The organism is Mesorhizobium sp. B263B2A, from assembly GCF_020165775.1.
GTDB lineage: Bacteria > Pseudomonadota > Alphaproteobacteria > Rhizobiales > Rhizobiaceae > Mesorhizobium > Mesorhizobium opportunistum.
Genome location: NZ_JAIUIU010000001.1, coordinates 63,856 through 87,170, shown reverse-complemented (window position 1 = coordinate 87,170; position 23,315 = coordinate 63,856). Strand labels below are relative to the sequence as shown.

Annotated in this window: 23 protein-coding genes and 1 tRNA gene; 4 read left to right on the top strand and 20 right to left on the bottom strand. The window is 64.5% G+C overall.

Annotated elements, in window-relative coordinates; genetic code table 11:
- Positions 1 to 222: 222 nt before the first annotated feature.
- The 4 genes from LB568_RS00445 to LB568_RS00430 form a co-directional block, all read right to left on the bottom strand.
- Positions 223 to 2,265: a hydantoinase/oxoprolinase family protein gene (locus LB568_RS00445; RefSeq protein WP_224728711.1), complete on the bottom strand. Its 2,043-nt coding sequence runs from the start codon at positions 2,263 to 2,265 to the stop codon at positions 223 to 225.
- Between the two features lie 308 nt (positions 2,266 to 2,573).
- Positions 2,574 to 3,200: a CDGSH iron-sulfur domain-containing protein gene (locus LB568_RS00440; protein WP_224728710.1), complete on the bottom strand. Its 627-nt coding sequence runs from the start codon at positions 3,198 to 3,200 to the stop codon at positions 2,574 to 2,576.
- Between the two features lie 122 nt (positions 3,201 to 3,322).
- Positions 3,323 to 3,694, bottom strand: coding sequence for a hypothetical protein (locus tag LB568_RS00435; RefSeq protein ID WP_013891997.1), 372 nt, complete (start codon positions 3,692 to 3,694; stop codon positions 3,323 to 3,325).
- Between the two features lie 139 nt (positions 3,695 to 3,833).
- The gene (locus tag LB568_RS00430; RefSeq protein WP_224686368.1) at positions 3,834 to 4,073 is read right to left on the bottom strand and encodes a DUF1127 domain-containing protein; all 240 of its coding nucleotides are present in this window, start codon (positions 4,071 to 4,073) and stop codon (positions 3,834 to 3,836) included.
- A gap of 247 nt (positions 4,074 to 4,320) precedes the next feature.
- Here LB568_RS00430 and LB568_RS00425 point away from each other — a divergent pair, with 247 nt between their 5' ends.
- Complete coding sequence (locus LB568_RS00425; RefSeq protein WP_224728709.1) at positions 4,321 to 5,829, top strand: winged helix-turn-helix domain-containing tetratricopeptide repeat protein; 1,509 nt, start codon at positions 4,321 to 4,323, stop codon at positions 5,827 to 5,829.
- A 40-nt stretch (positions 5,830 to 5,869) separates the two neighbouring features.
- Here the strand turns inward: LB568_RS00425 and LB568_RS00420 are convergent, their stop codons facing one another.
- The 3 genes from LB568_RS00420 to LB568_RS00410 are packed head-to-tail and all read right to left on the bottom strand — an operon-like array spanning position 5,870 to position 8,861.
- A complete protein-coding gene (locus LB568_RS00420; protein WP_013892000.1) occupies positions 5,870 to 6,226 on the bottom strand; it encodes a hypothetical protein in 357 nt (118 codons plus the stop codon).
- A 49-nt stretch (positions 6,227 to 6,275) separates the two neighbouring features.
- Complete coding sequence (locus tag LB568_RS00415; protein ID WP_013892001.1) at positions 6,276 to 7,757, bottom strand: pyridoxal phosphate-dependent decarboxylase family protein; 1,482 nt, start codon at positions 7,755 to 7,757, stop codon at positions 6,276 to 6,278.
- Positions 7,758 to 7,772: 15 nt separating this feature from the next.
- Positions 7,773 to 8,861, bottom strand: coding sequence for a PLP-dependent cysteine synthase family protein (locus tag LB568_RS00410; RefSeq protein ID WP_013892002.1), 1,089 nt, complete (start codon positions 8,859 to 8,861; stop codon positions 7,773 to 7,775).
- Between the two features lie 262 nt (positions 8,862 to 9,123).
- Here LB568_RS00410 and LB568_RS00405 point away from each other — a divergent pair, with 262 nt between their 5' ends.
- Positions 9,124 to 11,109 (top strand): BTAD domain-containing putative transcriptional regulator, encoded by a 1,986-nt coding sequence (locus LB568_RS00405; protein WP_224728708.1) that lies wholly within the window; start codon positions 9,124 to 9,126, stop codon positions 11,107 to 11,109.
- A 99-nt stretch (positions 11,110 to 11,208) separates the two neighbouring features.
- The gene (locus tag LB568_RS00400) at positions 11,209 to 11,385 is read left to right on the top strand and encodes a hypothetical protein (protein WP_013892004.1); all 177 of its coding nucleotides are present in this window, start codon (positions 11,209 to 11,211) and stop codon (positions 11,383 to 11,385) included.
- Between the two features lie 31 nt (positions 11,386 to 11,416).
- Here the strand turns inward: LB568_RS00400 and LB568_RS00395 are convergent, their stop codons facing one another.
- From LB568_RS00395 to LB568_RS00360, 8 genes are all read right to left on the bottom strand, one after another.
- Positions 11,417 to 11,725 (bottom strand): UBP-type zinc finger domain-containing protein, encoded by a 309-nt coding sequence (locus LB568_RS00395; RefSeq protein WP_013892005.1) that lies wholly within the window; start codon positions 11,723 to 11,725, stop codon positions 11,417 to 11,419.
- A gap of 24 nt (positions 11,726 to 11,749) precedes the next feature.
- The gene (locus tag LB568_RS00390) at positions 11,750 to 13,414 is read right to left on the bottom strand and encodes an FAD-dependent oxidoreductase (protein WP_224728707.1); all 1,665 of its coding nucleotides are present in this window, start codon (positions 13,412 to 13,414) and stop codon (positions 11,750 to 11,752) included.
- A 137-nt stretch (positions 13,415 to 13,551) separates the two neighbouring features.
- Positions 13,552 to 14,736 (bottom strand): DUF1501 domain-containing protein, encoded by a 1,185-nt coding sequence (locus LB568_RS00385; RefSeq protein ID WP_412033885.1) that lies wholly within the window; start codon positions 14,734 to 14,736, stop codon positions 13,552 to 13,554.
- A 14-nt stretch (positions 14,737 to 14,750) separates the two neighbouring features.
- The gene (locus LB568_RS00380) at positions 14,751 to 16,112 is read right to left on the bottom strand and encodes a DUF1800 domain-containing protein (protein WP_224728705.1); all 1,362 of its coding nucleotides are present in this window, start codon (positions 16,110 to 16,112) and stop codon (positions 14,751 to 14,753) included.
- A gap of 133 nt (positions 16,113 to 16,245) precedes the next feature.
- Positions 16,246 to 17,460, bottom strand: coding sequence for an MFS transporter (locus tag LB568_RS00375; RefSeq protein WP_412033884.1), 1,215 nt, complete (start codon positions 17,458 to 17,460; stop codon positions 16,246 to 16,248).
- Positions 17,460 to 17,867: an arsenate reductase (glutaredoxin) gene (gene arsC, locus LB568_RS00370; RefSeq protein ID WP_224728703.1), complete on the bottom strand. Its 408-nt coding sequence runs from the start codon at positions 17,865 to 17,867 to the stop codon at positions 17,460 to 17,462. The genes LB568_RS00375 and arsC overlap by 1 nt, the downstream gene beginning before the upstream one ends.
- Positions 17,864 to 18,559, bottom strand: a complete 696-nt coding sequence (locus tag LB568_RS00365) for an aquaporin (protein ID WP_224729470.1) — start codon at positions 18,557 to 18,559, stop codon at positions 17,864 to 17,866. The genes arsC and LB568_RS00365 overlap by 4 nt, the downstream gene beginning before the upstream one ends.
- On the bottom strand, positions 18,552 to 18,908 hold the full coding sequence (locus LB568_RS00360) for an ArsR/SmtB family transcription factor (protein WP_224728702.1): 357 nt from the start codon (positions 18,906 to 18,908) through the stop codon (positions 18,552 to 18,554). The genes LB568_RS00365 and LB568_RS00360 overlap by 8 nt, the downstream gene beginning before the upstream one ends.
- 42 nt (positions 18,909 to 18,950) lie before the next feature.
- Between LB568_RS00360 and LB568_RS00355 the strand changes: the two genes are divergently transcribed.
- Positions 18,951 to 19,508 (top strand): DUF6428 family protein, encoded by a 558-nt coding sequence (locus LB568_RS00355; RefSeq protein ID WP_224728701.1) that lies wholly within the window; start codon positions 18,951 to 18,953, stop codon positions 19,506 to 19,508.
- A 134-nt stretch (positions 19,509 to 19,642) separates the two neighbouring features.
- On the opposite strand, the gene LB568_RS00350 is transcribed toward LB568_RS00355, so the two are convergent.
- From LB568_RS00350 to LB568_RS00330, 5 genes are all read right to left on the bottom strand, one after another.
- Positions 19,643 to 20,818 carry a hypothetical protein gene (locus LB568_RS00350; RefSeq protein ID WP_224728700.1) on the bottom strand — a complete coding sequence of 392 codons (1,176 nt, stop codon included), beginning with the start codon at positions 20,816 to 20,818 and terminating at the stop codon, positions 19,643 to 19,645.
- A gap of 35 nt (positions 20,819 to 20,853) precedes the next feature.
- Positions 20,854 to 21,900, bottom strand: coding sequence for a nucleotidyltransferase family protein (locus tag LB568_RS00345; RefSeq protein WP_140572366.1), 1,047 nt, complete (start codon positions 21,898 to 21,900; stop codon positions 20,854 to 20,856).
- An 80-nt stretch (positions 21,901 to 21,980) separates the two neighbouring features.
- Positions 21,981 to 22,196 carry a hypothetical protein gene (locus LB568_RS00340; protein ID WP_013892016.1) on the bottom strand — a complete coding sequence of 72 codons (216 nt, stop codon included), beginning with the start codon at positions 22,194 to 22,196 and terminating at the stop codon, positions 21,981 to 21,983.
- A gap of 329 nt (positions 22,197 to 22,525) precedes the next feature.
- Positions 22,526 to 22,610 (bottom strand) — tRNA-Leu (locus tag LB568_RS00335).
- Between the two features lie 75 nt (positions 22,611 to 22,685).
- On the bottom strand, positions 22,686 to 23,306 hold the full coding sequence (locus LB568_RS00330; RefSeq protein ID WP_224728699.1) for a 2,3-bisphosphoglycerate-dependent phosphoglycerate mutase: 621 nt from the start codon (positions 23,304 to 23,306) through the stop codon (positions 22,686 to 22,688).
- Between the last annotated feature and the right edge of the window lie 9 nt (positions 23,307 to 23,315).

Sequence of the window (23,315 nt, the reverse complement as noted above, 5' to 3'; positions counted from 1 at the left end):
TGGGGTTGCAGGGTCAATTCAGCTTAGGTTGAAGGCGAGCGTTTTGGCGAGCGGTGACGCTGCCGATCTCCCTCCTTGAGGGGGAGATGGCCGGCAGGCCAGAGGGGGTCGGTTCGACTGGATGCGACCTCCTGCTTTGAACAGAAGAGGCTAGCGCCTTATGTCCGGCGACCCCCTCTGTCGCCTTCGGCGACATCTCCCCCTCAAGGGGGGAGATCGCCCTCACACCGCGATCCTTGGCCGTCCCGAGGCTACCGCGACCACATGCGCCTCGATGAACATGCGCTGGGCTTCGACCGTGGAAACCTTGAACTCGGTCGCGACGTCGATCTCGGCGCTGTCGGTGCCGGCATCCCTGGCGCGCTGGGCGACGATGGCGCGCACATCGGCCTCGGCGGCCGCGAGCGCCGCTGCCTCGTCGAGGAAATCGCGCACGGTTTCGCCCGAGGCAAGGCGAAACAGCCCTTCCTTGGGCTGGCTGACCCGCGCCTCGGCCGAGACCCTGACTTGACCGACGACGGCGCCGAGCGCGTTGGCGACATCGGTATCATCGGGCACAACGCACTCATTGCCGACCAGGGGCGCCAGGCCGGCATAGTGCAGCGGCGCCGAGGCGCCGAGGCCGATGACCGGACGGTCGAGCGCGACGCTGAGGCGGGCGATGCCGGGATGCGCGTCGACGGCACGCTGCACCAGCGCGTGCGCGACCGTGGCGGCGCCGTCGAGCCCGTCCTCGGCAAAGGCGGTTTCGAGGATGTATTCTGCCGACCAGCGCGTCAGCGTCACCAGCACCCGCTCCGAGATCACCTCGGGCGATGCAGCGATGGGCTGGCCACGGCCGTCGCGCTTGCGGGCAAACAGCTCGGCGCCGAGGCGGGCGGTGGCGGCATCCCAGTTTGACTGCTTGCCCTGCACATGCGCCGCGTCCGAGGGGGTGAAGCCGCAAATGTGCACCAGCCCGCGCGAGACCAGCCGGTTCAAGGTGGCGTTCTGGGCATTCGATGTCAGCAGCCTGTCGAGGGCAAGCGGGGTCGCGCCGATCGCCTCGTAAAGCCGCGCCTCCGGAGCTGTCAGCCCGGCGGCGAGCCTGTCCGGCACGCCGGTGCGCACCGCGAAACGGCCATCCATGCGGCCGGTATTGGGTGCCCGCAGCTGGCGTTCGAGTTCCGATCTCACGGCGTCACCATGCGCCATGCCAGCCAGTGCCAGCGGCACCAGGCGGCGCGGCCCAAGCAGGATCCTTGGGTTAAGCGCGCCATCTTCCAGCGCCACTTCGGAATCGCCGCCAAGGCCGAAGGTGCGCATGGCGACGGCCTCGACCATGGTGCGGAAGCCGCCGACGGTGGCGCCTTCCGGATCGAGGCGTGGACGACCTCCGTCGAGCACGGCAACGTCGGTCGTAGTGCCGCCGATGTCGGAGACCACGGCGTTGTCGAGCCCGGTCATGTGGTGGGCGCCGACCAGGCTGGCGGCAGGCCCGGAGAGGATCGTCTCGATCGGCCGCTGGCGGGCGAACGCCGCCGAGACCAGCGCGCCGTCGCCGCGCACCACCATCAAGGGGGCGGCGATGTTGCGCTCCGCGAGAAAGCCCTCGGTCGCCGCCACCAGCCGGTCGATCATCGAGATCAGCCTGGCATTGAGCAAGGTGGTCAGCGCCCGGCGCGGGCCGCCGAGCTTGGCCGACAGCTCGTGGCTCGATGTGACCGGCAGGCCGGTTTTTTCCCGGATCAGCTCGCGGGCAGCGACCTCATGCGCCGGATTGCGGGTGGCGAAATAGGCGCAGACGGCAAAGCCGGACACCGAGGCGCCGAGTTCCGGCAAGGCGGCCTCAAGCCCGGAAAGATCGAGCTTGGCGGCATTGCCGTGGACATCGTGGCCGCCCGGACAAAACACCACCGGATCGGTGCCGAGCGCGGCCTTCAGCCCGTCGCGGGCAAGATCTGCCTCGGAAAAGCCGATCATGACCAGCGCCACCCGGCCGCCCTGCCCCTCGACCAGCGCGTTGGTGGCGAGCGTCGTCGACATCGAGACCAGTTTGATCGCAGCCGGATCGGTGCCGGCCTTGTGTAGCACCGCATCGACGGCGCCTGAAATGCCGACGGCAAGATCGTGCCGCGTGGTCAGCGCCTTGGCCTTGGCCAGCACCTTGCCCTTGTTCGGCCCCTGCTGCGGGCCTTCGGTCTCGGACCACAGCACGGCATCGGTATAAGTGCCGCCGGTATCGATCCCGAGGAACAGCGGTCTTGGCTTGGTCTTGGCGGTCATTTTTGGTGGCGGTCCGATGGCAGAATTTATTTGCCCTGCCCTTAGCCGATAGTGGACGGCCGATAAAGCCGCGAGCGCTGGGCCAAGGAAGAGAGATTGTTGTTGGCGAACAAGCAACGTCGGCGGGCCAGCACCCCCCTCTGTCCTGCCGGACATCTCCCCCGCAAGGGGGGAGATCAGATGTCACCCACGCTGTCGCAAACCTTCAGCGCCGCAGAGAGGGTGCCGCCAGAGATGCTGCCAATCTCCCCCTTGCGGGGGAGATGTCCGGCAGGACAGAGGGGGGTGCTGTCCCGCCGACCAAACGGCTACCCCACAAACCCAACCCTCTTATGCGACCCATCGCAAAACGGCTTGTTGGCGGAATGGCCGCAGCGGCAGAGGAAGGTGCGTTGCGTGCGGTCGACGGTATGACCGGTGCCGGTGACGATCTCGAGATTGCCCTCGAGCTTGAGCGGGCCGTTCGTCGTCGGGGTCACCGTCAGCGGGCCATTCCTCGCGTCGAGCGCCGGCGTGTCCTTCAACGCCGGTTCGCCGGTGGCGGTGAAACCGGCCTTGGTGTGGCTGCCGTCGCAAAACGGCTTGTTTTGCGACGCGCCGCAACGGCAGAGCGTGGCGCGGTGGAAGGTCTCGCCGGCGAGCACGATCTCGGCGTGCACGGCAAGCGGGCCGTTTTCGCGCAGCCGAACGGTGTTGACCACCGGCGGCTGTTCCTGCGGCCCGCCATCCTTCCTGGTGTAGGTGATGGCGCCGGACGGGCAGCTTTCGGCGATGGCGACGATCTTCTCGACGCTGGCCGCCTCGGGATGGATCCATTGGCCCGGCGCGTTGGGCACGAAGACATGCGGATCGCCGAGCACGCAGTTGCGTGAGTGGATGCAGCGCTTGCCGGAGAACCCGACGTCGATCTTCTCGCCCTCGACCGTCCCCGCCATTGCCGTGCTCCTGCTGCCTGGAGCACGCCGCATCTCAAAAGGGAGCTGTATGGCGCGCTCTGGGTGATCGTCTCGACGCAGGCTAGGGCGTCGGCGGGAAAAACGTCAAGCTGGCAAGCCGGTCAGGGGACCAGATTGATCTCCTCGGTCTCGCCGCCGCTGCAGGTGTAGCAGCAATCCTCGCATTTTTCCTTGTTGCCGGGGCCAACGCCCCAGTAGGTCTCCTCGTCGCCATCGACCCAGGCGCCGTAACAGATCGATTCGCCCTCGTTGCAGGAGATCGGCAGCTGCTTGGTCTCGCCATCGTCGAGATAGAAGTCCTTGCCACCGCCGGGCCAGATATAGTCGCGGTCCTGGCTGTAGAGCTCGACGCGCATGGCGTTGGGATGGCTGTTCTTGATGGCAAAGGTGACGTCGCCGGCATGGGCGGCTGGTGCGACAAGGACGGCAAGCGAAAACGCGGCGGCGAACCGGCGCGCGAAAGTGAAAGACATGAAAACCCCCGATGAAGAATCGGCCCCACGGCCGACCCCGGGATCATGGCATGATGCGGGCGATCGCTAAAGGGACGACGGCGACAATCCCTTCAATAATCCGACCCCGGACCTCAAGGATCCCTCATGCTTTCAGCTATCATCGTTGCCAGAAGGGCAGCTTGGCGATCTCCGCCTCGGCTTGCCGTTTCGTCAGGCCGATGTCGTCGATCAAATGGGGATTGGCCAGCGACATCTGCTTGAGCTCCCAGCGAAAGCGGGCCCGGTTCCGCCAGGCCGCGATCGCGCCGCGCAGGGCCGCCAGGCTGTAATGCCGGCGCGACGTCCGCCCGGCCGGCCGCGCTGCCTGATGCCGGACCGATGCAAGGGTATTGTTCATGACAACCTCCATGGAGTTCCAAGGGTTGGGGGTTCCAGGGTTGGGAGACCCTCGACCTGAATGAATGAGGTTGAATTCTGCCGGATACGGACGGCGCCGTAATTAAAGCGTCCCAAATAGTTCTCAAAAGTTCCAAACGGGCTCTAACTCCTTGTTTTCGATGCAACTCTCCCTGAGAAAGCGCGCCCCGCTTCCGCCCGGAAAAGCGCTTCGTACTTTTCCCGAAATTGCTCTATAGATGCGCTCCATGCAGGGATCGCGCTTTGCCTTCGGTCCGTTCGTGCTTGATCCGGACGCAGGGACGCTGCTTCGGAACGACGAGCCCGTTGCAGTCGGCTACCGCGGGCTGAAGCTGCTTGCGGCGTTTGTCGAACGGCCGGGCGAAATCCTGGCAAAGGCGGCGTTGATGGATGCGGCGTGGCCGGGCACCGCCGTCGAGGAAGGCAACCTCACCGTCCAGATCGCGCAGCTGCGCAAGCTGCTTGGTCCGGCCATCGATGGCGGTGAATGGATCACCACGGTTCCGCGCGTCGGCTACCGCTTTACCGGGGCCATCGAACAGCTCGCCGGCGCGAAGCGAAAAACCTTGCCGCTGCCCGACAAACCATCGATCGCCGTCCTGCCATTCGTCAATCTCAGCAACGATCCCGGGCAGGAAGCCTTCGCGGACGGGTTGACCGAAGACCTGATCACCGACCTGTCGCGGGCTTCCGGCCTGTTCGTCATCGCGCGCAACTCGACCTTTGCCTACAAGGGAAAGGCGATGGACGTGCGCGAGATCGCCAGGGAGCTTGGCGTGCGCTATTTGCTGGAAGGCAGCGCACGGCGCGCCGCGGACCGCGTGCGGATCAATGCCCAGCTGGTCGACGCGATGAGCGGCGAACACCTGTGGGCGGAACGCTTCGATCGCCGGTTGGACGATATCTTTGCCGTACAGGACGAGGTGATCGCCAAGATCGTCGAGGCGCTGCTCGGCCGGCTGCGCGCGCCGCCGCCGCGCAACCGGCCCAGCAGTCTCGAGGCCTACGATCTCTGCGTGCGGGCGCGCAAGCTGATCGACGATACGCCGCAGACGGCACGGGAAGCGCATCTGATGCTGACGCGCGCGATTGCGCTCGATCCGGACTATGCCGAAGCCTACCGCTGGCTGGCCATGAACCACTGGATGGGGTGGGTGCATTGGGGCGAACCCGTCGAGCCCAACCGCCGCGTCGCCCTGGATCTGGCGCGCAAGGCCGTGGCGATCGATCCCAACGATGCCGGCTGCCGCTGGGTGCTCGGCAATCTGCTTGCCTATGAGCGCAGTTTCGCCGAGTCGGAGGCGGAGTTCGCCAAGACGTTCGAACTCGACCCGAACGAGGCAGACGCCTGGGCAACACTGGCCGACATCGCTACACTGGCTGGGCGGGTCGAGGAGGGCCTCGAGCATATCCGCAAGGCGTTCCGGCTGAACCCGTTTCCGGCAAACTGGTACTATCTCACCCTCGGCCAGGCGCAATATGCGGCGCGCGATTACGAAGCCGCGGTCGAGACCCTGCGCCGGGACGAGACCTATCGCACGAGTTCACGCCGTTTCCTGGCGGCAAGCCTGGCCCAGCTCGGCCGGCTCGACGAGGCGCGCGCCGAGGTCGAACTGTTCCTCGTCAGCAATCCGCATTTCACGACCAGCCACTGGGTCTGGACCGAGCCTTTCCGCGACGACGCGATGCTCGAGCATTTCGTCGACGGCTTCCGCAAGGCCGGCCTTCCGGATTGATCCGCCGGCGCGATCTCCCGTGCAGGTTCAGAAGCGCCGGTCACGGCACCAGATCGATCGTTTCGGTCGAGTGTTCCACGCAGATGAAGCAGCAATTGTCGCAAGGTTGGTCGTTATCAGGTCCGACGCCGGCGGAGATCTGATCATTGCCGTCGACCCAGGCGCCGTAGCAGATGTGCTCACCCTGATTGCAGGTGAGCGGCACCGATTTCTGCGAGCCCGGATCGATCAGGAACACCTTGTCGTTGCCCGGCCAGACCGTCTCGCGGTCGCGGCTGAACAGCTCGACTGCAACCGCTTCCTTGCGCAGGTTCTTGACGAAGAAGGCCATGTCGGCGGCCTGCGCCGAAGTGGCGAAGACCAATGCCGCAAATGCTGCCATGCGAAACAGCGTCACCGCCGGACCTCCCCGAATCATCGCGGCAGAATCGCATGCCTGCCAGGAACTAGGAAGACGCTGAACCCGCGATCTCCCGTCCCACCCGTATTGTTTCCCGCACCAGAAGGTCGAGGTCGTCGCGCCTTGTGCGATGGTTGGCGATCGCCACGCGCAGCCAGTGCTCGCCATGCACCGTGGTGTCGGAGAGGGTGGCAATGCCCTGCTCCTGCAGCCGCAGCATGATCTCGGTGTTGAGCGCCTTCAACGCCTCGCCGCTGACGCCGGGCTGGTAACGGAAGCAGACGATGTTGATGGTGGGCGCCATGGCCAGTTGCAGCGACGGCTCGGCCTCGACCAGCCCGGCGAGATAGGAGGCCTGTGCGATGTTCTGGTCGATCAGGCGGCCGAACTTGTCGATGCCGTGCTGTTTCAGCGCCATCCATACTTTCAGCGCGCGAAAGCCACGCGAGGTCTGCAGGCCGTAATCGTGGAGCCAGTCGCCCGAGGCAAGGCCGCGCGGCGTCGATTCCAGATATTCCGGCGTCACCGCGAAAGTCCGGCGATGCGCGATGGCATCCCTGACCAAGGCACAGCCGGCCTCGAACGGCGCATGCAGCCATTTGTGCGGGTCGAGCGCGATCGAATCCGCCCATTCGATGCCGGCAACGCGATGCGCATTGTCCGGCGCAATCGCAATCAGCGCGCCGATGCAGCCATCGACATGGAACCAGAGGTCTTCCTCATGCGCGAGTTTGGCAAGTGCCCGCAGGTCATCGATCGCGCCGGTGTTCACCGTGCCGGCATTGCCGATCACGCAGGCCGGTTTGAAGCCGGCCGTGCGGTCTTCCGATATCGCTGCCCGCAAGGCCGATATGTCGATGCGCAGCCCGGCGTCGGACGGGATCCGTCGCAGCGCGCGATTGCCGAGGCCAAGCGCTTCCATCGCCTTGCGGTGGCAGGAATGGATCTGGTCCGAGCCATAGAAGCGCAGCGGCTTTTCAATGGCGGCGACGCCGTGTTCGCGCACGTCGATGCCGGCCTTGGTGTTGCGCGCCACCGTCAGCCCGACGATGTTGGCCATCGAGCCACCGCTGACCAGCGTGCCGGAGGCGGAAGCCGGGAAGCCCAGCATCTCCTTGCACCAGTTGACCACCTGGTTATCCATCAGCCCGGCGGCATGGTTGCCGCCGCCAAGATTGGAGCCCTGAATCGCCGCCAGGAAATCGCCAAGCGCGCCGGTGAAATTGCTCGACCCCATGTACCAGGCCCAGAAGCGCGGATGGACGTTGCCCATCGGATAGGACATCACCGTGCGGGAGACCTCGCCATAGACCGCGTCCAGCGGCACCGGCGATCGCGGCAGGGGTGCCGCGAAAGCCTCTCTCATATCAGCCGGCATCTCCCGCCAGACCGGGCGGCCGCGCACGTCGCGCAGATAGTCGACGGCCTCGTCGATGACCCGATGCGACAGGGCCTGGACGTCGGCCCAGTCCAAGGGGTCAAGCGTTTCCTCGGCGACCATGCCGAGGGTTTCCGGTGCGACGTCCATGACAGCCTCCTCCCGTCAAGCCACGGGGAATTGGCAGCCCGGCGTCGAATGCGACAGCGCCGTCTCGCCGGCGTCCATCTCGGCCTCGATGCCGTCGAAGAGCGGCGTCGACATGTAGCGTTCGCCGGTGTCGGGCAGCATGCACAGGATCACTGCGCCGGCCGCCGCATTCTCCGCGACCTGACGCGCCACGGCGAAGGTGGCGCCGCCGGAAATGCCGGTGAAGATGCCTTCCTGGCGTGCCAGCGCCTTGGCCCATTTGATGCCCTCGGGCCCGGCGATCGGCATCACCTCGTCATAGAGGCTGGTGTCGATCGCCTCCTGCAGGACATTGGGGATGAAGTCCGGCGTCCAGCCTTGCACCGGATGCGGCTCGAAGGCCGGATGGCTGGCGGCGGGCGCGCCGTCGGCACCGCGCTGCTGCGCCTTGCCGCTGCCGATGAGCTGCGCGTTGGCCGGTTCGGCGAGCACGATGCGGGTGTCCGGCCGCTCGCGGCGCAGCACGCGCGCCACGCCGACGACGGTGCCGCCGGTGCCATAGCCGGTGACGAAGCCGTCGAGCCGCGAGCCGGCGAAATCGTTGATGATCTCGCGCGCGGTGGTCGCCTCGTGGATGGCGGCGTTGGCCGCCGTCTCGAACTGGCGGGCGAGGAACCAGCCATTGGCCTCGGCCAGTTCCACCGCCTTCTTGTACATGCCGAAGCCTTTTTCGGCGCGCGGCGTCAGCACCACCTTGGCGCCCAGCATGCGCATCAGCTTGCGGCGCTCGACGGAAAAGCTATCGGCCATGGTGACGACCAGCGGATAGCCTTTCTGCGCACAGACCATGGCGAGCCCGATGCCGGTGTTGCCGCTCGTCGCCTCGACCACCGTCTGGCCGGGCTTCAGTGAGCCGCTGCGTTCGCCTTCCTCGATGATGTTGAGCGCCAGGCGGTCCTTCACCGAGGCGCCCGGGTTGAAGAACTCGGCCTTGACGTAGATGGTCGCATGAGCCGGTCCGAGATTGTTGATGCGCACCGCCGGCGTGTCGCCGACGGTATCCAGAATGCTGTCGAACAGGCGGCCGCGCCCGGCGGTGGTCCTGATCTTTTGTTTGTTCAACATCCTTGTTCTCCTCGATCGTTGTGTCTCGTCGTCGTGTCTGTCTTCACAGGCTGGTTACAAACCGGCGGTTTGGGCGGCGAGGTTTGGAGACCTTGCCGCGCTAGGACTGACCTGACGGCACTGCGGCAATGCCGCAGCCGGCGCGAAAACGCGCTGCCGGATGCCGTATCGTGTTTGATGATACAGCAGGGGCCGACAGGCCAGCGTGGGAGCAGGCGTGGGAAGAGCCGTGGAATCCGCACCATCGAGACTGGATCGCGCCATGCCGATCCTCTCCGTGCGCACGCTCGGATCGCTGGCGGTCGTGCGCGATGGCGTGCCGGTGGTGCTGCCGGCGTCGCGCAAGGTGCGCGCATTGCTTGCCTATCTGGCACTGGCGCCGCATCCGGTCGGGCGCGGTCGCCTGTGCGAAATGCTGTGGGATGTGCCGAACGACCCGCGTGGCGAATTGCGCTGGTGCCTCAGCAAGCTGCGCGGCGTGCTCGACACGCCGGACCGGCGCCGGGTCCTGACGCAGGGCGACACGGTCGCACTCGATCTCGACGATTGTCCTGTCGACGCGCTGGAGGTGAACCACGCCGCGACACAGGGGATCGAAACGCTTGAATTGGAGCCGTTGCGAACGCTGGCCGGGCTGTTCGCCGGCGCGTTCCTCGACGGGCTGGAGCTCGAGCGCAGCCCGCTTTTCGACAGTTGGCTGATCGCCCAGCGGCGCCGCCTCGGCGCTTGCCATGCGGCGGTGCTGGAGCAGCTTGTCGAAAAATTGCCTGCGGATTGCGACGAGGCAATCGGCCATCTCGACAAATGGGTGGAGCTGGCGCCGTTCGACGGGCGCGCGCACGCCGCGCTGCTGGCGAGCATGGTCCGGCGCGGCGAGGTCGGCGCGGCCGAGCGGCATCTGGCGGCGGCGCAACAGTTGTTCCAGTCGGAGGATCTGGATTTCGCACCGCTTCGCGCCGCCTGGCGGACGATCCGCGATCAGGCGCCGGCGGTCTCGCTTCGGGCGCCGCCGGTGTCCGCGCTGTCGCAGCCGGTGGCGCCATCGGGCGATGCCGGCGCGGTCGAACCAAGCCACGCTTCGCTGGCGGTGATGCCGTTTATCGAGGAAGCCGGCGGCACGCGCGGTGGGCTTGCCGATGGTTTCACCCACGACATCATCACCCGCCTCGCCAAGCTCAGGGATTTCTTCGTCATCGCGCGCGGATCGGTGTTCGCGCTGGCGCAGATGAACATCGCGCCGGACGAAGCCGGCAGAAAACTGAATGTCGACTATGTCGCCACCGGTACGGTGCGCAGCCCGGCCGGCCGCCTGATCGTCAGCGTCGAGCTCATCGAGGTGCGCACGGCCAGGATCGTCTGGGCCGAGACGTTCGAACGCCGGCCCGACGACATTTTCGCCGTGCTCGACGATATCGGCGACAGCATCGTCTCGTCGATCTCGGCCGAGATCGAAACCGTCGAGCGCAACCGCGCCATGCTGAAGGCGCCCAATTCGCTCAATGCCTGGGAGGCCTATCATCGCGGCCTCTGGCACATGTACCGTTTCACGCAGGCGGAAAACGAGCAGGCGCGGAACTTCTTTGCCACGGCCGTCGAACTCGACCCGACCTTTGCCCGCGCCCATGCCGGCCTTTCCTTCACCCATTGGCAGGCCGCCTTCCAGCGCTGGGGCGACCGCGACCGCGAAAGCGCTCTGGCCTTCGAAAGCGCCGGCCAGAGCGTGCTGGTCGACGACCACAATCCCGCCGCGCACTGGGCGATGGGACGGGCGCTGTGGCTGCGCGGCGAGCAGGACGGATCGCTCTCCGAACTCGAACGCGCGGTCGACCTCAGCCCGAATTTCGCGCTCGGCCACTACGCGCTGTCCTTCGTGCATTCCCAGTCGGGCGACCCGCAGGCAGCGATAAGTTCGTCCGACCATTCGCGGCATCTCAGCCCCTTCGACCCGCTGCTTTTCGGCATGCTGGGCGCGCGGGCGATGTCGCATGTCCGGCTCGGCCAGTTCAAGGAGGCGGCCGAATGGGCGCTGAAGGCGGCAGCACGGCCCAACGCCCATGCCATCATCCTGGCGATCGCCGCGCATTGCCTGGCGCTGGCCGGACGGCTCGACGAGGCGCACGGTTTCGCCGCCGCCATCCGCAAGACAATGCCCGATTACCGCGCCGACGATTTCATCGGCACCTTCCGCTTCGAGCCGGATGCCGAGGCGCTGTTCCGGCAAGGCGCCAGGCGGATCGGCCTGAACTGAAAGCCGTGCGCGCCGCCACCGGTTAACGAAGCCGGAAGGAGTTGTTTAACCGTTCACCTCTATGTGACGCCCAGGGGGGTCCATGGCAAAGTGAGTATGATGAGCGACAGCCCCGACAAGCGCAGCGAATGGCGCGCCATTCTTTATGTACAGGCCCGCGTCGCCATCCTGTTCGTTCCGGTGGTTGCCAGCCTGCTGGCCATCGCCGCCCTTGCCGGCAACGACCGCAAATCCGTTCCCGATGTCGACCGGACGGTCACCGGGTCGGTGCGATAGGTCCGGCCGAACCGCCGCCGCCGAGGCCGGCTCAATAAAATCGCGGGATCGGTCCCTTCTGCGGCGTCGTGCGGTCGCCGAGGTCGAGAAAGACCTCGTCGACATAGCACCATCCCCAGCCCTCCGGCGGATCGTAGCCCTCGATGACCGGGTGGCTGGTGGCATGAAAATGTTTTGTCGCATGGCGGTTGGGCGAGTCGTCGCAGCAGCCGACATGGCCGCAGGTGCGGCAGAGCCGCAGATGCACCCACCACGAGCCGCTCTTCAAGCACTCCTCGCAGCCGAGTGCGCTCGGGGTCACGTCCTTGATCCCGGCTGCATGCTTGCATTCATCCGCCATCACACTCTCCCTGCCAGTTGAGGCTCAACTCTTCGTTTGCGCAAGATAGGCATGCAATGCGGCGACGACCTGGGCACCCTCGCCAACGGCCGCCGCGACGCGCTTGACCGAGCCGCAGCGCACGTCGCCGATGGCAAACACGCCGCCGAGGCTGGTCTCCATCAGGCCGTGCGCCGGTCCCAGCTCCGATCCGGTACGGATGAACCCCTTGGCGTCCAGCGTCACGTTGCACTGCGCGAGCCAGTCGGTGTTGGGGTCGGCGCCGATGAACAGGAAGAGATGGCGGATCGGGCGCGCCGTCTCCTCGCCGCTGACGCGGTTGCGCCAGCGCACGGTGGCAAGATTGCCCGCCTCGCCCTCCAGCGCTTCGATTTCGGTCCCGGTCAGCACTTCGATGTTCGGCTGCGCCCTGATGCGCTCGACCAGATAGCGCGACATCGAGGCTTCGAGGCTGCCACCACGCGCCAAAAGCACCACCTTGTGCGCATGGCTGGCGAGGTAGACCGCGGCTTGGCCCGCCGAATTGCCGGCGCCGACCAGCGCCACTTCCTGGCCTGCGCAAAGCCGCCCTTCGATGGGCGAGGCCCAATAATGCACCGAGGTGCCCTCGAACTGCGCCAGATTGGCGACATCGAGGCGGCGATAGCGCGCGCCGCTGGCGATGACCACGCTGCGCGTGCGCACCATCTCGCCGTCGCCGACATCGAGCAAATAGCGGGCGCCTGAATTGTCGGTCGCGGCGCTCAACAGCTTGGCCTCGTCGGGAATCACCATTTCGACGCCGAATTTCTGCGCCTGGTTGTAGGCGCGCGCCATCAGCGCCATGCCGGTAATGCCTGTCGGGAAACCGAGATAGTTCTCGATGCGCGAGGAGGCGCCGGCCTGGCCGCCGAAGGCCCGGCAGTCGAGCACGATGGTCGACAGCCCTTCGGACGCCGCATAGACCGCGGCCGCCAGCCCGGCCGGTCCGGCGCCGACAATGGCGACGTCATACAGCGTATCGGCATCGATCGGCCTGAGCAGGCCGATGCAGCGGGCAAGGTCCTTCTCGGTGGGGTTGCGCAACAGCCTGCCGTTCGGACACAGCACGACCGGCAGATGGTGGGGATCGACGTCGAAGCGCTCGACCAGGGTTTTGGCGCAGGGGTCGCTGGCGGAATCGAGCACGCGGTGCGGCTGGCCGCTGCGGGCCAGGAAGCCCTGCAGCCGCAATACGTCGGCGTTGTCTGATGGTCCGATGATGATCGGCCCGCTGGTGGCGCTTTCCAGGAGCCCGACACGGCGCAGGATCAGCGCCCGCATGATGCGCTCGCCGAGATTGGCCTCCTGCACCATCAGGTCGCGCACACGCTGCGAGGGGATGACGAACGCCTCGACCGGTTCGGCGGCCTCGGCATTGACCAGCGAGGGGCGGGCCGAAAGCTGCGCCAGTTCGCCGACGAAGCTGCCGGGACCATGGGTGACGATCGTCTCGCGCCGGCCGAGCCCGCCATCCTGTGTGATATCGACCTTGCCCGACAGTACGAGGATCAGGCCTGGCGCCACATCGCCGGCCTTGATGATGTGCTCGCCGGCGGCATAGGCGGCGGCCTCGCCGAACCGGCGCATCCGATCGATGTCCACCTCGGCCAGCGTCGGAAAGGCCTGGTCGCGACGGGCGCCGAAGATCGCGGTGCTGGATTGGGACATGCTGGATTGAGACATGGTCTTGAGCGTAGCGAAGCGGGCGCCGGGTTTGAAGCGGTTTGTTCGGTGCCTAGCCGGGAGGCGAGGCCGGCGAAACGAGGTGCCGAGAGACGGCGTCGGGCGCAGATGTTCAGCGCGCGCTACCCGATCAGCCCGCTCAAAGGCCTGACGGCGATGCTGGACGGGAATACACGCTGCGACAAAGCGAGCTCCGAGATGCCGAGATGGTCGCGCAAAAGGCCCTTCAGCACCGCCCGAAGATCGGTGGTCGGCATCAGGTCCCGGCCTTGATACAATTGGGAGGTTCCAAGTCCCGGCCAGTCCGCCACCACCCGTCCGCCCTTGACGGCGCCACCCATCAGGAAGGCCGTCGTGGCGGTACCATGATCGGTCCCCTCATTGCCGTTGATCCGCGCCGTGCGCCCGAACTCGGTGATGACCACGATCACGGTATCGTGCCAAACGGACTTCAGGCCGCTGACCAAACCCTCCAAAGCGCCGTCCAGGGCCGCCAACAGCCTTGCCAGCTTGCCATCCTTGGCGCCCTCTTTCGCGTGCGTGTCCCAGCCATCGAAGCTGAGTGCGGCAATGCGCGGGCCGGACTCGGCCGCAAGCAATTTCGCCGCGCCCTCCGCAGCCTCGCGAAAGGAAGGCCCCGCCATCTTGGTGCGCGGCACCGGATCGTCGCCGTGACCGGACAGGCCGTCTATCTCGCGGCCCTCGATAAAGGCACGCAACAGCGCCGGATCGATTTCGCCGTAAAGCCCCATGAGCCGATCTTGCGTGTCCGGGGAGGCCGACCGGAAATTTGGCGGCGTCCATGTCAATGTCGGTGCGGCACCGCGGAAAATCAGCGGGACAGTGGGACTGACGGCCAGCCCGACCGGTCGGGCGACCTCGATCCGGTCGCCGACCGGAAGTTCCAGCACCGCACGATTGAGCCAGCCGGATGCTGTATCTCTCGGTCCGGGCATGCCGCTTTCCAGGACGTCCTGGCCGTCGAAATGGGATCGATCCCTGTAGGGCGTGGCGGCGGCATGGACGATCAGGGTGTCGCCGGCGACGTAGTGGTCGTGCAATGTCCGCATCGCATCATGCAAGCCGAAAAACCCGTCCAATGACAGGACTCGGCCGATGCCGGCCACGCCAATCGCAAGCTCGCCCCGCAACCGCGCGTAGTCCGGGTCCCCGATGGGTGGCGCAACGGCCAGGCCATCCAAGGCTCCGCGCAGGATCACGACCACCATCCGTGGATCGCGCGGCGCCGCGTGGGCCATGCGTGGCATTCTCGACCAGGCGACGAAACTGCCGTTTGAGGCAGGCATGGGGGGCGTCCCCGTCATCTGCGTTGGAACTCCGGGCTCATGAGCAGCAAAGCCAGCGCCTGGGATCTGCTTCGGGCGTGCGCGATATGCTCCCGCGTGGTTGCGGAACAGGCCGTGCCCAGCACCGCATCGACGAGGGCCAGCGGATCCAGGTCGACACGGGCGCGCGCCGCCAGCTCTTCGGCGAAATCGAGGCGATCGGTCATCGCATTGCCCGCCAGCCAGCTATCGGCGTGATCAGGAAAGCCATTGGGGGCGTTCGGATTCCACAATGGCTGCCCAAGCGCACTCAACACGCGCGCGACCTGCGCGACATCGATGCGCAGGTCCAGTGCCCTGAGAGCCGACCACAGGAATTCGCTGGGGCTCTTGATCTTCACCGCCGGCCCCCACGCCTTGTCGTGGAGAAGCAGCATTCGTACGCACGCTTTGAGATCCCCGGCACTCTCCAGGAAGATTGCCGCGATCGTTTCGGCAATGTCGGGCGCGGGGTCATCGTTGATGAAGTGACGGACGAGCTTCCAGGCGATCCGCCTTGCTGTTGCTTCATGGCCCGCCAGGGCGGACAGAACCGCCTCGCCCTGATCCACGCCGGTTTGCGGATAGTCGACATCCATGACCACCTGGCCGCCAGGCTCGTGTGCATCCGCGGTGAAATAAAAGCGGCCATAATCATCGGCGAGTTCATCGTCCTCGCTGGCGCCCCTGTAACTCCAGCCGGTCAGCACTTTCGACAGCGCGCTGACATCTGCCTGCGAATAGCCCGCCTCGACCCCGACCGTGTGCAATTCCAGCAACTCGCGCGCGTGGTTTTCATTGCAGCCGCGCCCGGACCGGCGCCCGATCACCGAATTCGGCCCGACCGAATTGGCGCTGTTGAAGTAGGAAAGCATCGCCGGGTGCCGGGTTACAGCGACAAGCATGTCTTCGAACCGCCCGAGCACGAAAGGCCGGATGGCTTCCCGCTCGAATGCCGCCGCGGTGCGCCGGACAGTGCCATTGGCACTGGTTTCGACGACGAAATGGTTCATCCAGAATGTCACCAGCCGCTCGACGAGCCCTGTCCTGGCAATCAGGGCGCGGTCTATCCGGGCCCTGACTTCCGCTTCGAGCACCCGGCGATCGATCGGCACGAAGAAGGTGAGGCGGCGGATCGCCGCCGCGAGATAGCCGCGCGGAAGCCGGTCCTGGCGATGTCGTTGCGTGATGATTTCGGCGGCGGACAGGAGATCTCCGCCAGTAAGGAGGGCTATGTCCGGTTCATCCAGCTCATTGAGAAGAACAGTGCGTGGATCGCCATCCAATAGAGACAGATCGCGGGATCGCGGCCCGAGTCCGAAACGATGATAACCAATCGATGCGGATGCGAAAACCACTCATTCCCACCCTGTCCATGGACTCAATATTGAACGTGCTGAGCAACATACGTTGCCGACCAGCAAAAAAAAGCGGCCGGTGAAGGTATGCTATCGTGCAATAGTGGTACACGACCGGTATATCCGATTTAGACTAGGATGGTACGATGGTTCGGACAGGTCGGGAGGAGTTGCGTTTAAAAGCGAGCAGGGCGGCGACCAGTAGGACATTGACAAGGGCGAGCCCAAGCAGCACCGACAGCAAGCCCGACGCGCCGACATGCTCCAGCAAGAGAGCGCCGAGCGAAGGCGCGGCAGCCTGGGCAATCAAGCTTGGCATGGCAAGCCGACCCATCAGTTTCGCGTAACCGGGAGCGCCGAACAGCGCCAGAGGCAACGTGCCGCGCGCGATGGATTCCAGACCGATGCCGGCGCCGTAGAGCGCAAGGGCGACGGGCAGCATCGGCAGTCCGGTCCACAGCGCGGCAACGCCGAAGACGACAAATGCCACCGACGCCAGCTTGGTCCATATCGGATGATGATAGCGGGCGATGGCCATCTCGACGGCCCGGGCACCGACCTGGGAAGGGCCGACCAGTGCGCCAAGGCCAACCGCGGCGCCGAGTGCAAGCCCAGTCGATTGCAACACGGTCAGCAGATGCACCGACAATGTCGACGATATGACCGCCGACAGTGTGATGCTTGCCGCCAGCGTGGCCATCAGGGGCGGGCTGCGCGGCGCCAGGCCGGCTTCCGGGCCGGTGGCCGCCGCGACCGGGGGTTCGGCGGGAACGCCACGCGGCAGCACGAGCAGATAGGCGGGCAACGCCACCAGGAGCTGGATTGCCGCGTACACCAAGCACACGCCGCGCCAGCCGAACGCATCGAGCAGAAGCGCCGAAATCGGCCAGCACACCGTGCTGGCGAAGCCGCCAAACAGCGTCAGGCTGGTGATCGTCGAACGGGCGCCGCGCCCATACAGCCGTCCGAGCGTGCCGAAGGCCGCATCGTAAAGGCCGGCGCCCATTCCGAAACCCATGATGAGCCAGCCGGTGACGAAGACGGGCAGGTTCGGCGAAGCGGCAAGCACCGCCTGGCCGATGCCGAGGCAAACGGCGCTGAAAGCGAGCGTCATGCGGCCGCCATGGCGTTCGATTACCGCGCCGACATGCGGCGATATCAGGCCCGCGACCAGCAGCCCGAGCGACAGGCTGCCGATCACCCAGGGAAACGGCCAACCGGTTCGAGCCGACACGGCAGGGCCAATGACGGCCGGCAGGTAGTAGGAAGAGCCCCACGCCATGATTTGCGTGAGCCCGAGCGCCGTGACGATGACGCGACGGTCCGGCATTGGGTGGTCGCGGCTCATCAACGGGCCGGATAGGTCACCACTTCACCATCCTCCTTGGTGAAGCGGCCCACAGGGTGGTCGAGCAAGTCCAGCACCAGTTCCGACGGCCGGCAAAGCCGCGTGCCGCGCGGTGTCTCGACAATCGGCCGGTTGATAAGAATTGGATGGGCGAGCATCTGGTCGATCAACTCGTCCTCGCTCCATTTTGCGTCGGCGAGGCCCAACTCGGCATAGGGCGTGCCCTTCTCACGCAGCAGCGCCCGCGCGGGCATGTTCATGGCCTTGAGCAGGCCGACAAGGCGAGAGCGCGAGGGTGGATTTTTCAGATACTCGATGATTTCGGGCGTTTCGCCGCTCGCTTCGATGAGAGCCAGCGTGTTGCGTGACGTGCCGCAAGCCGGGTTGTGATAGATGGTGACAGTCATGGCGCTGCCCTTTCGGTGTGTGCGACGGTCGAGGCTGGCGAAAGCAGCCAGCTCATTGTACCGGCGGCGATGAGTGCGCCGGCCAGTTCGGCGACGATGAACCCAGGAAGGTCGGCAGGCCGAATGCCGGAAAAGCTGTTGGACAGCGAACGCGCCACGGCAACCGCGGGGTTGGCGAACGACGTCGATGCCGTGAACCAGTAAGCGGCGGTGATGTAGAGACCGACCAGCCAGGGAACGGCTTTCCGCTCGAACCGCACGCCCGCCAGGATGACGGCGACCAGGCCGAAGGTCGCGACACCTTCAGACAGCCATTGAGCGCCGCCGGTGCGTATGTGCGTTGAGGCCTGCACGAACGGCTGGCCGAACATTGCGTGCGCCGTCATTGTGCCGGCAATGCCGCCGAGGGTCTGGGCCACGATGTACAGTCCAGCCAAGCGCATCGGCAGCTGCCGCAGGACCGTGAAGACCAGCGTGACCGCCGGATTGAAATGCGCTCCGCAGATGGGCGCCAGGATGGTGATGAGGACCACAAGAATGGCGCCTGTCGGCAGCGTATTGCCGAGCAACGCAACAGCTTTGTCCGGCGTCAGCGTCTCGGCCATGATGCCGGAGCCGACCACCGTGGCGACGAGGAAAGCAGTACCGAGCGCCTCGGCCGCGACACGGCGCGGCACGCTGTATTCAAGCATCGGCATGGCTTCCATCGTTCGGGACGCAGCATGTCGGGTTGAGCGCCGGCGAACAGATTTCCGGCCGGCCGGAGCAGCAATCCTCCATCAAAAACCGGATAAGGCCGGTCAGCGCGTCATACTCGGCGCTATAAACGATCGACCTGGAATCTCGCCGCGCGGCAACCAGGCCGGCGCGTTCAAGTTCCTTCAGGTGAAAGCTGACATTGGAGGGCGAGACCTCCATCTGCTCTGCCAGGACGCCGGCGGCGATGCCCTCTGGTCCCGCAATGACCAGCCGCCGCAACAGCTTCAGCCGCGTTTCCTGGGACAGCGCCCCGAATGCGGAAAGGGCTTGACGTTCATCCATATTTCAATAATCCTAAAAATATCAAAATAAGGATTACCGCAGATGCTCGCTTCTGACAACACTGAATTTGGCAACACCGAATTTGACCATGTCCTGCCGACCGGCTCGGTCGACATCACCATAGACGACTTGCTTGGGTTCCTGTCCGCCCATGCGGAAAAGGCCCTGGTGTTTGTCTATGACGGACGCGCGGTGCGATCTGGCTACCACGTGACCGAGGTGAAGGCCGGCCAGTTCGCCGCCCTCGATTGCGGTGCCAATCCCGAATCCTGGTCGGAGATCTTTGTGCAGCTTTTGGATGTGGATGAGGCCGAGCGCACGCATATGCAGGCGGCCAGGTTCTCGGCCATTATCCGCAAGGTAACCGAGCATGTCGGGCTCGACCATTCGGCCAAGCTGACCTTCGAGGTCAGCGACGGCGTGCGGCCCATGCAACTCTACAGCGCGGCCGTGCCCGAACTAGTCGCGGGCACCGTGCGTGTCGACTTGTCACCGCGACCAGCGAGCTGCAAGCCGCGCGACCGATGGCTCGAGGAGCAACAGAAGGCCAACGCCTCATGTTGTGCACCGGCAATTGATGGAAAAACGTGCTGCAGCTGACATTTGGCTGGCCGCCGAGCAGAGAGCCCACGCGGATTGGACACTTCACCCCAGGGCCAAAGGGCTGTGTCCATTGGCTCCGATCAGCCAAAGTTTCGACGACCCGGCATTCAGCCACCCGGCCGCAGGCGCAGTCATCGACCATGGTGCCAAGAACAGGGCTTGAAGTGCATTGTTACCCATTCTGCGGCCGCAATGCCGTCACCATAGGTCATTTCGATAACTTCCGCGTCGTTCAGCAGTTGGCAAATGGAACCGAATACAGCGGCACTCAACTGACGACTGCCACTGATTGCCTCCTGTAAGAGAGCAAGCAGCCCCGTCATTTTGGGTAAGGTTGAGATCTGGAGAGAACTCCCGCCAGAAAACTGCGGAAAGATGATGGCGGAGACTTTATCGGCCGTTTCGCAGTGGCGAAATGGCTTCAGATATTTAACCGTGCGGCCGTCCGGACGCCGGAATTCAGGCAACTGATCCAGGGACGGAACCGATGACCGCAGCCGATCCCAGCTCCCTGGTTTCACGGCAAAACTGAAGGGCATACCCCATATGCGCGGCCGCCGCGAAGACACCAAGGTGACATCGTCAGAGAAGGCCGACATCCCTAACGCGTTTAGCAGCGCAGCCAAGGTCGTCTTGCCACGGCCGGAAGCGCCGGCCAGCAGAACCGCCCCTGCATCCGCACGGAGCGCAGCCGAATGCAGCGCGATCCAATACGGCTGTCGATCAAGTACGACGTGCATCACGGCTTCCTTCAGTCCAACAGCCACCGCCGCAGGATCGGCATATTCAGTAAAGTCACTTGATAGGCCTCGTATCCTGTAGCCGCCTCGGTACTGGTCGACCGATAGATTGGCCTCCACGACTTGCGTTTTGGACGAACCGGCCGCTTGTTTTTGGAGATGACCCGCGAGCGCTTCCCAGGCTTTTTTTGATCGCGCATCGGCAAAGGAAATCGCAATCCGAGCACCTGCGATGCTGTAAATATCCCCTGCCTTTGCTGCGCTGGTTTGCCTGAGGGGCAGGACGGATGGAAGCGACCCTTGTTGTGGCCAGTGGCACAAGAAGCCCATAGCTAGCCATTGCGCCACGCAATTCGAGACATAGCCGCTCGCCTCGTCAGGCGCACATTTAACCCGCCTCGCAAAATTTTGTGTCACCGTGTCGGGCTGGGTTCCAGCAACAATGTCAAACCAGACGGATCCGGAGTCTTTGTCCAGGCGGTATATACGCTGCTGCGACTCCGAAAACATGACAACATCGGAATCGAGCTTATGGGCCACGGCGCCAAACGCCGGAGTAATGGGCACGGTCCCCACCCACGGACCGAGCGCCCGCCGTGAGGTCAAGCGCGTTCCCACCGCCGCTGAACCTTGTGAAGCCTTATAATCCTCCAAGCACTTCGAGCTACAGAAAGTCCGAGCCGATCCAATCGTCGATATGACACGTTGTGCTTGATCGCGATCTGACGGCGATAAAGAATTCGCGGTAAGATGCCACTGACGTGCCCCTCGATCTTCACATCGATTAGGCGTTGTAGGTTCAACATGAAAACTTCACGGCCAAGTGCTAGCCGCCCTGAGGGCAGTCTTCGACAAACGGCACTCCAATCGATATCGTAACCGAGAGCCAGGAGTTCACGGCAGTCGAGCAACCGCCTCAAATCGACTTCACCCGTGCGTAACCTTCGGTCTTGAATCATGTCGTGCACAATAAGGTGCGTCACCCATTCCTCCGGGCTAGGCAGCCTCAACCGCGCCCCGGCCACTTCAACGACCCGGCTGCGGACGGCTCCATCTGTAGAAAAGAGCGCCACAGGCCCCGGCGGTCGTAGATGCAGGTCCAAGGATCCTGCATCGGATGGTCGATAGAATTTCCCGTAGGCATGGACACCAGGGTCACCCGCAAGCGGCCTGTAACCGAGGTTGACAAGCTGGGCTACGCAAGTCTCGATAACCTCATTGTCAACCACGACGTCCAGGTCACTGACCATCCTTGCACCTAAGCGGCTCTCCGGGAGCGCCAGAAGAAGCGCTGCTCCCTTGATCAGAAGTGGCTCGATGCCGACGCTATTCAGCGCCTTGACCAATTCCAAGACTTGTTGCCGCAAGCGAAGGTTTCGCAACTCGTTCAGGTGGTGGATAAAACCGAGATACTTCTCCACGTCGGTCGGAGCAAAACGGAGGAGATCGCGATCCCGCAAGAAAACATATAAAGCTGGAAGTATGAGGTGCCGGTTCGCTTCCACGATAACCGCATCCCACTGGAGCGGATGCACCATGCCGACCGTGAGAGCGGCGCAAACAAGTTGAAAACTGGATCCCGATCGTAAGGTCTCGAAAACTGGGCCGACATCCGCGGTGGGTGCATCAATGTTTTGGATTTCGGTCAACACGGATGCTCTTTCTATCGGTGCCGGCCCCCGGGTGGTTGTGGGGTGTCGATGCCGAAGCGAAGTTTTTTGGACCCGGGCTAGCCGCCCCTCCCGGCCTTGCCCCCAGTTTCAGCGGGCTTGCCACCCGAGAGACCTCCCGACGCCGCCACGGCTTGGGAATTCATGCTCACATCCAGCAGCAAGGTCACTGCTGGAGGTGTCAGAACCGAAAATTTCCCGACTCCTTTGATGAAATCACGTCGTGCCAACTGCGAATGCGCATTCGGGTCTTCTTTGCCGTCGTTCCCGTCCATCTGAAAACCTCCTTTGCCGCGCTTGTGTCTGTCACCACATCAGTCTGATAGATCCTAGTAGAAGAAGGCGAGCGTATATTGCGGGGCACTGCCTGACCACATATCCAGTGGCATCTCCTATCTCCTATATTGGCTTAGGGGCATCGTCCGTTTGTCGGCGATCGTCGGGTTTTGGATATCGAAAGGAGTAGCGATCCGCGTGGGGACCGACCAGGTCGCGACAACTTCACCGCCCGACAGCTTGCTGCCGCGGAATAACAAAAAGCCCGGACGAACCGGGCTTTTTGTCTAAACGTCTGAACCATACAAAACGGTTCGAAACGGGAATTTGGTGCCCAGAAGAGGACTCGAACCTCCACTCCTTGCGGAACACGGACCTGAACCGTGCGCGTCTACCAATTCCGCCATCTGGGCTGGTGCGGGCTCATGTAAGCGGGCAAGTGATTGCTGTCAACGCGCTTTTTTCAAAGCGGTTCGCTGCTTGCCGGCTCAGCCCTCCAGGACTTCCTTCGACGCGACGGTGGAATCGGCGTTGAGCTGGTAGATGACAGGCACGCCGGTGCCGAGCTCCAGCTTGACGATCTCCTCGCCCGACTTGCCGTCCAGCGCCATGATCAGCGCGCGCAGCGAGTTGCCGTGGGCGGCAACCAGCACGGTGCCGCCGCGCAGCACGTGCGACTGCATGTCATGCAGGTAATAGGGCCAGACGCGCGCGCCGGTGTCCTTCAGGCTTTCGCCGCCGGGCGGCGGCACGTCGTAGGAGCGGCGCCAGACATGCACCTGGTCCTCGCCCCACTTCTTGCGGGCATCGTCCTTGTTGAGGCCGGAAAGGTCGCCATAGTCGCGCTCGTTCAGCGCCTGGTCGCGAATGGTCTCGAGGTCGCTCTGGCCGACGGCGTCGAGAATGTGCTGGCAGGTCTTCTGCGCCCGGACCAGGGCGGAGGTGAAGGCGATGTCGAACTTCAGGCCGCGCGCCTTGAGTTTTTGCCCGGCGGTCTTGGCCTCGGCATGGCCCTGCTCGGTCAGGTCGACGTCGCGCCAGCCGGTGAATAGGTTTTTCAAATTCCATTCGCTCTGGCCGTGGCGCACGAGCACGAGGGTTCTCGACATGTTTGCTCC